Annotated in this window: 10 protein-coding genes; 5 read left to right on the top strand and 5 right to left on the bottom strand. The window is 74.6% G+C overall.

What is annotated here, in order from left to right; genetic code table 11:
- Window position 1 precedes the first annotated feature (1 nt).
- Both ACZ7MF_RS05005 and ACZ7MF_RS05000 read right to left on the bottom strand, forming a co-directional pair.
- Window positions 2-2248, bottom strand: coding sequence for a DEAD/DEAH box helicase (locus tag ACZ7MF_RS05005; protein WP_471474561.1), 2247 nt, complete (start codon window positions 2246-2248; stop codon window positions 2-4).
- A 53-nt stretch (window positions 2249-2301) separates the two neighbouring features.
- Window positions 2302-2877: a helix-turn-helix domain-containing protein gene (locus ACZ7MF_RS05000; RefSeq protein WP_361003837.1), complete on the bottom strand. Its 576-nt coding sequence runs from the start codon at window positions 2875-2877 to the stop codon at window positions 2302-2304.
- A gap of 136 nt (window positions 2878-3013) precedes the next feature.
- Between ACZ7MF_RS05000 and ACZ7MF_RS04995 the strand changes: the two genes are divergently transcribed.
- From ACZ7MF_RS04995 to ACZ7MF_RS04985, 3 genes are all read left to right on the top strand, one after another.
- Complete coding sequence (locus ACZ7MF_RS04995; protein ID WP_471474560.1) at window positions 3014-3640, top strand: class I SAM-dependent methyltransferase; 627 nt, start codon at window positions 3014-3016, stop codon at window positions 3638-3640.
- Window positions 3641-3693: 53 nt separating this feature from the next.
- The gene (locus ACZ7MF_RS04990; RefSeq protein WP_471474558.1) at window positions 3694-4191 is read left to right on the top strand and encodes a DinB family protein; all 498 of its coding nucleotides are present in this window, start codon (window positions 3694-3696) and stop codon (window positions 4189-4191) included.
- A 302-nt stretch (window positions 4192-4493) separates the two neighbouring features.
- Window positions 4494-5798 carry a M14 family zinc carboxypeptidase gene (locus ACZ7MF_RS04985; RefSeq protein ID WP_471474557.1) on the top strand — a complete coding sequence of 435 codons (1305 nt, stop codon included), beginning with the start codon at window positions 4494-4496 and terminating at the stop codon, window positions 5796-5798.
- Window positions 5799-5814: 16 nt separating this feature from the next.
- On the opposite strand, the gene ACZ7MF_RS04980 is transcribed toward ACZ7MF_RS04985, so the two are convergent.
- Complete coding sequence (locus tag ACZ7MF_RS04980; protein ID WP_471474556.1) at window positions 5815-6771, bottom strand: NAD(P)-dependent alcohol dehydrogenase; 957 nt, start codon at window positions 6769-6771, stop codon at window positions 5815-5817.
- Between the two features lie 156 nt (window positions 6772-6927).
- On the opposite strand from ACZ7MF_RS04980, the gene ACZ7MF_RS04975 reads away from it, so the two are divergent.
- Window positions 6928-7527 carry a TetR/AcrR family transcriptional regulator gene (locus ACZ7MF_RS04975; protein ID WP_471474554.1) on the top strand — a complete coding sequence of 200 codons (600 nt, stop codon included), beginning with the start codon at window positions 6928-6930 and terminating at the stop codon, window positions 7525-7527.
- A gap of 7 nt (window positions 7528-7534) precedes the next feature.
- Here the strand turns inward: ACZ7MF_RS04975 and ACZ7MF_RS04970 are convergent, their stop codons facing one another.
- Complete coding sequence (locus ACZ7MF_RS04970; RefSeq protein ID WP_471474553.1) at window positions 7535-9070, bottom strand: carboxylesterase/lipase family protein; 1536 nt, start codon at window positions 9068-9070, stop codon at window positions 7535-7537.
- A 22-nt stretch (window positions 9071-9092) separates the two neighbouring features.
- Window positions 9093-10007, bottom strand: coding sequence for an MBL fold metallo-hydrolase (locus tag ACZ7MF_RS04965; RefSeq protein WP_471474552.1), 915 nt, complete (start codon window positions 10005-10007; stop codon window positions 9093-9095).
- 174 nt (window positions 10008-10181) lie between these two features.
- On the opposite strand from ACZ7MF_RS04965, the gene ACZ7MF_RS04960 reads away from it, so the two are divergent.
- Window positions 10182-13055, top strand: coding sequence for a helix-turn-helix transcriptional regulator (locus tag ACZ7MF_RS04960; protein WP_471474550.1), 2874 nt, complete (start codon window positions 10182-10184; stop codon window positions 13053-13055).
- Window positions 13056-13060: the final 5 nt, after the last annotated feature.

Below are 13060 nucleotides of genomic sequence, written 5' to 3'. Positions count from 1 at the left end.
CTCAGGGATGCTGCGCGGGCCGTTCGTCGCCCAGTCCGAGCCGGGCCTGTTCCTCCTCGACGACCCGGCGGGCCAGGTCGGGGTCCAGGACGTCCACGGCGTCCGGCGTCGCCTCGGCCACCGCGCTGCGCCGGGCGTAGGCGTCGAAGAGCCGGGCCTTTCTGTCCAGCATCCGCACCAGTCGCTCGTCCACTCCGCCGGTGGTCAGCAGCCGGTGCACCCGGACCGGCCGGACCTGGCCCATGCGGTGGGCCCGGGCGACGGCCTGGTGCTCGACGGTGGGTTTGGTCTGGGGCTCGCACAGGACCACCACGGAGGCGGCCTGGAGGTTGAGGCCGATCCCCGCCGCCTGGATCTGCGCCAGCAGCACCGCCGGTCCGGACACGGCCGTGAAGGCGTCGGCGACCCGCTGGCGCCCCGCGGGCGGCACGCTGCCGGTCAGGGGCCCGAACACCGGGCCGTACGGGGACCGCGGGCCGGGTGCCTCGGCGCGCAGGGCGCCCTCGACCGTGCTCAGCACGTCCCGGAAGGCGGTGAAGACGACGACCTTGAGTCCGTTCTCCCCGGCCTCGCGCACGATCTCGCGCAGGCGGCCGAGCTTGGCGGACGCCGCCGGACGCGCGTACGCGGCCCTGCGCATGGCCATGAAGTTTCCCTCGGCCACGGCCTCGCGGTAGGCCCGCTCGTCCTCGGCGCTCGGCTCCTCCCACTCGTCGGTGTGCTGGAGGCTGGGCAGTTCGGTCAGGACGTCCTTCTGGTTGCGGCGCAGGTAGACGGGGGCGACGGCCTGGCGGAAGGCCACCGAGTCGAGCGGTCCCGCACCGTCCGCCAGCCGGTCGGCCACCTCGGGGTCGAGCATCCGGACCAGGTTGCGGAACTCGGCGACCCGGTTCTCCATCGGCGTACCCGTCATGAACAGGACGTGCTCGCACCGGGCGGCCCACCGGGCGACCGCGTGCGCCCGCAGGGTCTGCGGGTTCTTCACGGCGTGCGCCTCGTCGACCACCAGCATCCCGGGTTGCACCAGCGTTCCGGGTTCCACCAGCGTCCCGGGTTCCACCAGCGTCCCGGCTTCGTCCGCTTCCGGAACGGGGAGGTGGCGCAGGGAGTCGAAGGTGGTCACCGCGACCCCGCCCCGCTCCCGCCAGTCGGCGAAGGCGTCGTGCCGGTCCGGGCCGTGCAGCGCGGAGACCCGCAGGGTGCTGCGGGAGGCGACCTCGCGCGTCCAGTTGACCAGGACGCTCGCCGGGCACACCACCAGGAAGTGGGTGCGGCCGCCGGCGGCCAGGTGGGCCAGCACCGCGATGGCCTGGACGGTCTTGCCGAGACCCATCTCGTCGCCCAGGATCACCCGGCGCCGCGCGAGGGCGAACCGGGCCCCGAACGCCTGGTACCCGCGCAGCGACACCCGGCGGTGGGTGTCGTCCAGGCGCAGGTCCCGCACCCGCTCGGCGATGTCGTCGGGCAGGAAGCCCTCGGCGGCCCCGGTGTCGGGAGCACGCGTGACGATCTCGCCGAGCAGCGCGTAGTACTCGGCGGCGCGCAGTTCGAAGTCGGTCCAGGCCGCGAGGTCGCCCGCCGGTCCGCGCAGCAGGTCCACCGACGCCTGGGCGAACCGTTCGGGGGTGCCGGTCCGCTCCGCCTCGTCGACGAGGGCCCCGATCGCCGCGACCGCCGCCCTCGCCCGCTCCCTCCGCGCCCGTCCGGCCAGCAGCAGTCCGCCCCGCCGGGCGGCCGGGCGGGCGTCGGCCAGCAGCGGTTCGAGCCGGCCCGCCGAGGCGGTGGCCTCGTCGACCGCGCGCCGCCCTTCCGGGCCCGCCTGCGCCAGTACGTGGAGGGCCACCACCAGCGCGGTCGTGCCGGGCTCGGGCCGGTCCACGTCCAGGTGGACGGCGGCCGCCTCCCCGGCCGCCTCGGCCAACTGCCGTGCGGCGGCCAGGATCTGGTCGACGGTGCGCTGACCGACCCCCGGTATCTGCCGCAGCCGGTAGGGACCGGCGTCGAGTACGGCGGTGACCGTGCCGAAGCCGGCGCGCTCGACGGCCCCCAGGCGCAGCCGCCCCTCGGTTGGCTCCTGCAGCCGCGTCACCGGGATGGCGTCGAGGGCCTCCCGGGCCGCGGCCTCGTGCAGCGGCTCCAGCGCGGCCCGGACGGCCTCGACGGCCCGCTCGTGGTCACCGGTCAGGGCACGTGCCGCCTCCTGGAGCCGCTTCGCGCGGGCGACCGTCTCCCGCTCAGCGCGTCCCATCGCGCACCGCGTCTCCTCCCGGCTCCACGTCTCCCGGCCCCGTCGAACGGCCCTCAGCCGCTGTGCACATGGGCCCGCACCCCCTGAAGTCCGAACAGGACGAGGAGTTCGACCGCGCCGCCGTCGGCGCTGCCCAGCCAGTGCGGCAAGGACGTGTCGAACTCTGCCGCCTCACCGGGCGACAGCGTCAGGTCGCGCTCGCCGACCAGCAACCGCAGACGGCCACTGAGCACGTACAGCCACTCGGAGCCCTCGTGGGTCTGCGGGGTCGGTTCGAGCGGCGCCGGGCGGCTCGGGATGATCATCTTGAACGCCTGGGTACCGCCCGGCCGCCGGGACAGCGGCACGAAGACCATCCCGAAGCGCTTGACCGGCTTCAGGTGGATGCGCGGGTCGCCCGTGCGCGGGGCGCCGACGAGGTCGTCCAGGGGGACGTCGTAGATCCGGGCGAGCGGCAGCAGCAGCTCCAGGGTCGCGCGGCGCTGCCCGCTCTCCAGCCGGGACAGGGTGCTCTCCGACACGCCGGTCGCCGCCGAGAGGTGGGCGAGGGTGATGCCGCGCTCGCGGCGCAGCGTGCGCAGGCGGGGGCCCACGGCGTCGAGTACGTCGTCGTCCGTTCCGGCGTCCATCGGGCCACCTTGCCACAACCGCAAGTTTTCGTGCCGCTTCGGGCGAGGGGTGCCGAGACTGGTCGCATCGACGGCTCGCGGTGCGTTGCCCGCGCTTGGCTGCCCGCCGCCGACCGAACCGACTGAAGGAGTTCCGATGAGCGCCACCGACGCGGTCACGTTCTGGGACGGCGTGTACGCCGCCCGCCCGGCGCCCGACGCGCCACGCCCGAACGTCCGCCTGGTCGAGACGGTCACCGGCCTGCCGCCGGGCGACGCGCTGGACCTGGGGTGCGGCAGCGGCGGCGACGCGCTGTGGCTCGCCCGGCGGGGCTGGCGGGTCACGGCCGTGGACATCTCCGGTGTCGCGGCCGAGCGGCTCGCGGGGCACGCCCGGACCCACGGCCTCGGCGACCGGGTCGACGCCGTACGGCACGACCTGCGCGGGTCCTTCCCCGGGGGCCGGTTCGACCTGGTCTGCGCGCACTACCTCCACACGCCCTTCGACCTGGACCGCGCGTCGGTCCTGCGCGGGGCCGCGCACGCGCTGCGCCCGGGCGGGCGGCTGCTGGTCGTCGACCACGGCTCGACCGCGCCGTGGTCGTGGGACCAGGACCCCGACGCGCGCTATCCGGCCCCGCAGGAGGTCGCGGCGGACCTCGCCCTGGACCCGGCGACGTGGCGGGTCGAACGGGCCGAGGCCCCGCGCCGGACCGCGACCGGCCCGGGCGGGCGCACCGCCGAGGTCGTCGACCACGTCCTGCTCGTCCGCCGCGCGGGCTGACGGGCCCCGTGCCCGCGGCCCGCCCGCCCCACACCCTCCGGAGGCAGGTCACCATGCCCACCACCCCCCGCTCCCACCGCCGGGACACCCCGCCGCCCCGAACCGGCAGCGGTGAGGCCGAGACCCTGCGCGGGTTCCTCGACTATCTGCGGACCTCGATCGCCGGCAAGGTCGAGGGCGCCCCCGAACCGCAGGTCCGTACGGCAGCGGTGCCGTCCGGCACCAACCTGCTCGGGCTGCTCAACCACCTCACCCACGTCGAGCGCGCGGTCTTCCTCGGGGAGGAGGTGCGGAACTGGCCGGCGACGTTCCGGGCCGCACCGCAGGACGGCGTCGCGGAGGTCGTCGCCCGTTACCGGGAGGCCGTCGAACGCGCGAACCGTGTGCTCGACACCTGCACCGACCTCGGCGCACCGCTCCCCCGGCCGCGACCGGGCCGCCCCGCGCCCAGTGTCCGCTGGGCCCTCACCCACATGGTCGAGGAGACCGGCCGCCACGCCGGCCACGCGGACATCCTCCGCGAGCTGATCGACGGCGCCACGGGCCGCTGACGGCGTTCCCGACCGACCTCGGCCGACGTGCCGCGGACACGCGCTCGTGGACCGTGCACCCGACGACCGCGTGGTCCTCGCGCAGCACGCTCACCTCAGTTCGCCGCCGCCTCGCATGCACCCTCCCTTTCGCGCCAACCTCGCCACCCCCGGCTCGGCGGGCGGCATCGGACATTGACAGCGGTGATCCGGTGAACGAACGCTGACAGGGGCCACGACGCGCCTCGCCCACCACGGGCGCCACAGGCACGGTCGGAAGGAGACGGTATGGCGAAACGGCGGAGCCAGACCGGACACGCCCGTTGAACCGATACCCCACGGTCGCGGAGGTCACCGAGTCGGCGCGGCGGCTGGTCTCCCGGTTCCCGGGGACGGGCCGCCTGCGCCGTATCGGCACGTCCCGGGCGGGCCGGCCGATCCTGATGCTGTCGGTGGGCCACGGGCCGCGCCACGTCCTGGTGGTGGCCCGGCCGCACCCGGACGAGCCGGTGGGCGGCGCGACGGCACTGGCGCTGGCGGAGCGGGTCGCAGGCGGTGACCGGCGCTCCCCGGCGACCGACCCCGACGCCGTCACCTGGGACATCGTCCTGTGCCTCGACCCGGACGGCGCCGCGCTGAGCGAGGGCATCGAGACGGCGACGGCCGGCCCCGCCCCGACCCTGGCGCCGTACTACCGCGCCGCCTTCCGCCCGGTCGCCGCGGAGCAGCCGGAGTGGGCACCGATCGTCGGCCGGCAACTCCCCGAGAGCCGTGCCCTGTTCGACGTGATCGACGACCTGCGCCCCGTCCTCCAGTGCTCCCTGCACAACGTCGACGCGGGCGGCACCTGGGCCCAGCTGACCCGCGACCTCCCCGACCTCGCCGCCCCCTTCGCGGCGTCCGCGGCCGACCTGGGCGTCCCGGTCCAGCACGGCACGTACGACGCCCTGTACTGGGAGAACCCGGCCCCCGGCATCCATGTCCTGCCGCCGCCGGGCAGCACCGCGCGGCTGGCGGCCGGGTCCGAGAACATCGGCCTGTCCACCTGGTGCGCACCCCAGCGGTACGGCGGTGCCACGGCGATCGTCGAAGTACCGCTGTGGGCCACCGCCCCGGCGGACGACCGGACCCCGCACGCGGCCCCCGCCCGGGCCCTGCGCGAGCTGTCCGGGCTGGTGCGCGAGGGCGGCCGGCAGGTGACCGCCGTGTTCGAGAAGGCCCGCGGCTTCCTGCCGGCACCCGGGGACAGCCCACCCGTACGCGTACTGGAGTGGATGGCCGACGACCTGTACGACCTGGTGGCCGACTCCTGGGAACCCCTGGCCCGGCAGGCGGAGGCGGGGCCGCGCACCGACGGCTCCCCCTCGTTGACGACAGCCGGGATCGGCGCCCTGGAGGTCGTCGCGCGCCGCCAGCCGCTCCGCGCGGCGGGACTCCTGCTGCGGCTCCTGTGCGCGGCCGACGACCCGGCGGCCGCCGCGCTCCACCACGAGCTGGACGCACTCTTCACCACCTGGTGCACGGAGTTCGAGACGTCCCTGCGGCTGAGATGGGTACCCGTGTCCGCCCAGGTGCAGCTCCAGACGCGCACGGTCGTGGCGGCGGCGGAGTGCGCGCTGACGCGCTGACGCCCTGACGCTGTGACTAGGGAAGCCGCAGGTCGATGACGTACTTGCCGCGGACACCGCCGGCTTCGAGCCGGTGATGGACCGCTGCGATGTCCCGCATGGGAAAGACCGTGTCGATCACCGGCCGGACCGTGCCCGCCTCTGCGGCCCGGGTGAGTTCGGCGATCCGGTCGGCCGAGGGGTTGTTGCTGAACATCTTGACGCGCCGGGGAGTGGCGGCCGCGCGCAGGGCGGTGCCGAGCATGGAGGAAACGACGCGCTCCGAGTCGAAGGAGAGGGCGACCAGACGCCCCCCGCGGGCCAGCCGCGCCCGGTAGGCACCGAGGTCGGTGCCGACGACGTCGACGATCACGTCGAACCGGTCGAGGTCTTCGGGCCGGGTCGTGCGGTAGTCCACGGCCTCGTCCGCCCCGAGCCGGGTGATCCAGTCCAGGTTGCGGGCGGCGGCGAGCGCGGTGACGTGCGCGCCCAGCGCCTTGCCCAGCTGCACGGCGACGCTGCCGACGCCGCCGGTGGCGCCGCGGACCAGGAGCCGTTCCCCGGGCTGGAGTCGTGCCTTGCCGGTCAGGGCCGTCGTCGCGGTGGTGCCCACCACCGGCAGGGCGGCGGCTTCGAGCAGGTCCAGGTTCTCCGGAGCACGGGCCAGCCGCTGTTCGGGCACGGCGACGTAGTCGGCGATCGCCCCGAAGGTGAGGTGCGGCATCAGCCCCCACACCGCGTCTCCCACGCTCCAGGCGCGTACGCCGCTGCCGAGGGCCGCGACCCGGCCGGCGAAGTCGCTGCCCAGGCCGCGGGGGAAGCGGACACGGGTCACCCGGCGCATCCTGCCCGCCCGGAAGGCGGTCTCACCGGCGTCCACGCTCGCGGCGTACACCTCGACGAGGACCTCTCCCGGTCCGGGCCTGGGCGTGGGGACGTCGTTGACGCGCAGAACCTCGGGCGGGCCAAAACGGTCGAACTGTACGGCGCGCATGCCTTCGTCTCCTGTGCCGTGAGCCAGAAGTGGGGTTCCCCTCCACTTTTCTCGAATATGGGGCCACCCCCCACTTCCTGTCAAACGGCGCAGACCTACGGCGGTGCAAGAATGGGGTGTCACCCCGCTTTGCCGGCGGGAAAGGAGATCACGAGCGTGACCAGGGAGAACCCGGGCCCGCCCAAGCGCGCGGACGCACGCCGCAACTACGACCGGATCCTCGAGGCCGCCGCGGCCGAAGTCGCCCGGCACGGAGCCGACGCCTCCCTGGAGGAGATCGCACGGCGGGCCGGCGTCGGCTCGGCCACGCTGCACCGCCACTTCCCGTCCCGGTGGGGTCTGCTCCAGGCCGTCTTCCAGGAGCGCGTGGCGCGGCTCTGCGACGAGGCCCGGAGCCTGGCGGGCGAGTACCCGCCCGCGACGGCTCTGACGAGATGGCTGATGTCCCTGGCGGTCTTCGGCGCCGCGACGAGCGGCGCCGCCCGTGCCCTGCTCCGGGCAACGGGCACGACCGCCTCGTCCGCACCGGATTCGGGCTGCGAGCAGCTGCTGGCGGAAGCGGGCGGCGACCTCCTGGCCCGCGCCCAGGACGACGGAACCGTCCGCGACGACGTGACCGTCCTCGAACTGCTCTCCCTCGCCAACGCGGTGTCCCTCGCGGCCGAACACGCCCCCGACGCCGCGCACCACGCCACTCGGCTCATGGGGATCGCCCTCGAGGGCCTGGGCGCGCCCGGACACCGCCCCCAGGGGTGACCCGCGGTCAGCTCCACACCTGTCTCTCCGGGCTGCGGGGGTCGTCGACCTGGCTCCACTCAGTGTCGATGCGCATGGTGGCCCGGCGGTCGGTGTCGTACGGGTCCCAGCCGGGGTCGCCGGTCCGGGCGAACCGGATCCAGGTCGCGTGGACGCGGGCGGCGAGGTCCGCGGGGGCCTTGTCGGGGCCGAGCAGGGCGGCGGGGCCGTTGAGTTCGGGCCGGTCCGCGAGGTCGAAGACGAAGGGCAGTTCGACCGCGTGGGTGGCGCCGAGTTCTCCGTCCAGGGCGCGGGACCGCCAGGCGAACTCGTAGGCGTAGGTGGCGGACCCCGGACGGGCGGCGCGGTCCACGTGAGCGGCATGGGCGGCATGGGCGGCATGGGCCGCATGCGCGCTCGCCAGCGCACGGCTGCCCGCGCCGAACAGGGCGTCGGCCATGACGGCGGAGCGCAGCTGCCCGAAGGACGCCCCGGGGCGTGACACACGGTAGGTCTCGACGAGCCGCGCCGGATCGGGGTGCGAGCGTGCGGCGGCCTCGTCGACGTCGGCGGCGGTCGAGGTGGCGTACTTGCCCACCGGGACCAGGTAGAGGTTGCCCTCCTCGGTGTTGGTGCCGACGAGCAAGTCGACGTCGGCGCCGAGACCGGCGGCCACGGACGCGGCGGGCTGGGTGTCCAGGACCAGGCTGAAGGGGCTGAGGCCGATCAGCGGGTCGCCGTGGGTCTCGGTCCGCAGGTCGATGCCCGCCAGCCCGGATGCCACCTCGACGAGCCGCTCGTCGGGGATGCCGGCGAACGCGTCGACGTGCGGCTCGATGCCCAGGGCCAGGGCCGCGGCCCCGGTGACGCGGGCGGCCTGCTCGGGCGTGAACGCGCCCAGGCCGCTGCCGCTCTGCACGATCGCGCGGCGGAACAGCCCGACGGCCTCGCGGGTGGCGAGGACGCCGCCGACGACGGTCGCCCCGGCCGACTGGCCGAAGAGGGTGACGTTGTGCGGGTCCCCGCCGAAGGCGGAGACGTTCTCCCGCACCCAGCGCAGCGCGGCGACGACGTCGAGCAGGCCGCGGTTGGCGGGCGCCCCGGGGATGTCGAGGAACCCGGCGATCCCGAGCCGGTAGTTGAGGGTGACCAGAACGACGCCGTCGCGGGCGAACGCGGAGCCGTCGTACAGGGTGGCCCGGGTCGATCCGGCGACGAAACCGCCGCCGTGGACGAACACCATGACCGGCAGCTCACCGCCACCGGCGGCGGGCGTGAAGACGTTGAGGGTGAGGTAGTCCTCGCCGCGGCTCCAGCCGGTGCCGAAGTAGGGGGTCATGTCGACGTCGCCGAGACTGCGTTGGGACTGTGGGGCGTTGGGTCCCGGCACGGTGGCGTCCCGTACGCCGTCCCACGGCTCGTGCGGCCGCGGCGGGGCGAACCGGCCTACGCCGCGGGGCGGAGCGGCGTACGGGATGTTCAGGAAGGTGCGGGTGTCGCCCCGGCGCAGGCCGCGGACGGCGCCCTGTGCGGTGGGCACGACGGGTTCGGGGTGGTGGTTCATCTCTCGTGTCCTTCCGCGGGCCTCAGGCCGACTCGGTGTACCTGGCGAAGGGCGCCCAGCCCTTGACGGCGAACTTGCCGCCCTCGCGCACGACTTCGGCGGCGCCGTGGCCACCGAGGTGCGCGGGGAAGACGAGGGCGTTGCTGTCGACCGCCGAGCCCAGGAGCCGGTGGCGGGTGGCACGCGCTTCGGCGGGGTCCTCGCAGAAGCAGCTGTTGGCGTCGGGCTCGTGGATCTGGATCGGGCTGTGCATCAGGTCGCCGACGAACAGCGCCCGGTCGGACCCGGACTCCAGCCGCAGCACCGAGGAGCCGGGGGTGTGGCCGGGTGCGAGGTCGAGACGCAGATTGGCGTCGATCCGGTGGCTGTCCTCCCACAGCAGGGTGAGACCGGCCGCGTGCACGGGGGCGACGCTGTCCTCGAAGACGTTCTGGTTGCCGCGGCCGAGCAGGGTCTTGATCTCGTTGGCCGGGTTCCAGTAGTCGAAGTCCGCCTTGGCCATGAGGTAGGTGGCGTTGGGGAACGTCGGTACCCAGGTCCGGCCGTCGAGGTAGGTGTTCCAGCCGACGTGGTCGACGTGCAGGTGGGTGTTGATCACGATGTCGACGTCCTCGGGCCGGACCCCGGCGCGGGCGAGATTGCCCAGGAAGTCGGTGTCCAGGCGGCTCCACACCGGCGCGTACGGCCGGTCCTTGTGGTTGCCGACGCCGGTGTCGACCAGGATGGTCCGGCCCTCGCTGCGCAGGACCCAGGTCTGGATCGCGGTGTTGACGATGCGGGTCTCGGCGTCCAGGAAGTCCGGAACCAGCCAGGAACGGTGCGTGTCCCACGCCTGGGCCGGGCTGTCCGGGACGAACGCCTCGGGCGTCATGCCGACGGGGCCGTAGTACTCCCGGACCCGGGTCACGGTGACATCGCCCAGGGTGATGGTGTCCACGGTGTGCTCCAGTTCAGAAGGTCTTCACAAGGTCGGGGCGTGAACGCCCCTGTTCCGCAAGACTGCGTCGCGGGGGGCGGGCGGCGGTATGCGTCACGTGACTGCACCTCGGCAGGAATACGGCCGCGGCACTGCCACGTTGCCGTCAGGGCTGTCTCAGTTCCTGGAGCGTCCGTGAAGAATGGTGAACGCGCTCGAGCGGGCCACGGCTCGCCCGTGGGCCCCGGTCCGACCGTGGGCCCCGGTCCGACCGTGGTGGGCCGGGAAACCGAGATCGCGGAGATCAGAGGTCGCATCGCCGCCGGCCGGTCCCACGGCTCGGTACTGATCGTCGAAGGCGACCCCGGCGCCGGCAAGAGCGTCCTGCTCGACCTCGCCGTGCGGCGGACACGCGATGCCGGCCATCGGGTACTGAGGGCGGTGGGCAGCGAGTCCGAGGCGCCCCTCGCGTTCGCCGGTCTGCACCAACTGCTCCGCCCGGTGCTCGGCGACCTGGACGGCCTCCCGGCCCGCCAGCGCTCCGCGCTCCGGACAGCCCTGGGACTGACCGAAGACGCCGAACGCGCTGATACCGCCGACACCCTGCTCGTCGGCCTGGCGGTCCTGACCCTGTTCTCGGACCTGTCAGACCTGTCAGACCTGTCAGACCTGTCGGATTCGTCGGACCCGTCGGAACCGGCACCGCTGCTCGTGGTGGTCGACGACGCCCAGTGGATCGACCGCGCGTCGCTGGACGTCCTCTCCTTCCTGGCCCGGCGCATGGACAGCGAGCCCGTGACACTGCTGATGGGCGTGCGTGCCGCGGCCCTGCTGCCCGGGTTCGACAAGGGCTACGAACGCCTGGAGATCGGGCCGTTGAGCGGTGACGCGGCGAACCGGCTGCTCGACGGTCAGCCGAAGCGGCCCACCGGCCGTACCCGGGTCCGGATCCTGCAGGAGGCGGCGGGCAATCCGCTGGCCCTGGTCGAACTCGCCCGCGCCGCGGCGAACAGACAACCGCAGGGCAGCGCAGTGGAGGGCCCGCTGCCCGTCACCGACCGGCTGGAAGGGATCTTCGCGGGCCACATGCGGCGCCTGCCGGAAGCCACCCGCCGCGCCCTGCTGTCGCTCGCCGCCACCGACGCGGCGGACACCCCGGTGGCCGCACGGGGCCTGCCCGAGGCCGACGACCCGGTGTGGATGCCCGCCGAACAGGCCGGTCTCGTACGGCGGGACGGCGCCGGGGTCTCCTTCCGCCACCCGCTCGTCCGCTCGGCGGTCTACCACGCCGCGCCCTTCGAGCAGCGCAGGCGTGCCCACCTCGCTCTCGCCCAGCTGCTGGGCGAGGAGCCCGACCGCCGCGCCTGGCACCTCGCCGCCGCGGCCGTACGGCCCGACGAGCAGGTGTCGGCGGCCTTGCGGGAAACAGCGGGCCGGGCCGGGCGCCGGGGCGGCCACGCGGCCGCCGCCGCCGCTCTGGAGCGCGCCGCGGAACTCAGCCCGCACCGCGCGGACCAGGCGCGGCTGCTGGCCGACGCCGCGGAGACGGCCGTCTTCACGGGTCAGCTCGGCTGGGTGGAACGCCTGGCCGCCGGGGTCCGGGAGCGCAGTGACGACCCGGCGCTGATCGGCCGGGCCGCGCTGGCGACCGGACAGCTCATGACCATGGGTTCGCACCACACGGCCGCCTTCGCGCTGCTGTCGCGCGTCGCCGACGAGGCGGCGGCCACCCGGTCGCCCCACCTGCTGGACGCGCTCGCCGCGGCGGCGGTGGTCCGCTACTACTCGGGCGAGGAGTCCCAGCGGCAGCGCATCGAGAACCTGCTCTCCGAGGTGCCGGACTCTCCCGCAGGCGGTGCGCTGCGCGCCTGGACGCTGGCCGTCTCCGATCCCGCCGGCGCGGGAGCGTCCCTCGCCCCGGCGCTGCCCCGGCTGATCGCCGCGGCCAGGGACGAGGCCGGATCACTGACGGCGCTCGCCGTCGTGGCCTGGCTCCTCGACCGGACCCCGCTCGCCGCCAGGACCTTCGACGAGGCGTTCGGCCGTTGGCAGGCCCAAGGCCCACTGCCGGCCGGTCTGGCCTGCGCCGCCGGCTGGGCCTATCTGGAGCAGGGCCGCTGGGCCGAGGCCCGCTCGGTGGCCGCCGAGATCGCGGAGGTGGCCTCGCAGGCCGGACTGGATCACGCCGAGGCGTGCGCACGCACCCTCGACGCGACCGTGCTGGCGTTGCTCGGCGAACCGGCCGAGGCACGCGGCAACGCCGAGCGGGCGCTGGCCCTCGTCGATCCCCTGGAGAGCCGTTCCGTCGCGGTCTTCGCCCGCCGTGCCCTGGGGCTGGCGGCGGTGGCCGAGGGCGACTACGACAGCGCGTACGCGCAGTTCCGCGCCGCCTTCACCGAGGACGGAGACCCGGTCCACTACCACGTCTCGCCCACCGTCCTGGCCGAACTCGCCGCGGCGGCCGTCCGCCGAGGACAGCGCCAACACGCCGCGAAACTGCTGGAGCGTTCGGCGGGGCGCCTGGGCACAGGGGTGTCGGCCCGGGTCTTCTCCCTGGTCGAGCGAGGCCGCGCCCTGCTCGCCGAACCGGAGCATGCCGAACGCCACTTCCGGGCGGCGCTGGCGGGTGAGGCGGGCGAGCAGTGGCCCTTCGAGCGGGCACAGACCCGGCTGGACTACGGAGAGTGGCTGCGCCGGCAGCGTCGTGTGGCGGCGGCCCGCCCGCTGCTGACCGGAGCGCTCGACACGTTCCGTCGGCTCGGCGCCCGGCCGTGGATCGACCGCACGAAGGCAGAACTGCGAGCCGCCGGCATCGAGGCGAACACCGCCGCCCCCGGTGCCCTCACCGAACTCAGCCCTCAGCAGCAGCAGATCGTCCAGCTCGCGGCCCACGGCCTGACGAACCGCGAGATCGGGGAGAAGCTGTACCTCTCCCCCCGCACGGTCGGCTCACACCTCTACCGCGTCTTCCCCAAACTGGGCATCACCGCCCGCGCCCAACTGCGCGACCTCCTCGCGGGCACCATGCCGGGCACCGGGTCGACGCAGCGGCAACAGCTCACCGACTAGACGGT

The organism is Streptomyces sp. NPDC111628, from assembly GCF_055635195.1.
Note: the sequence above shows the minus strand (reverse complement) of the source record. Positions and strands in the feature narration are given on the sequence as shown.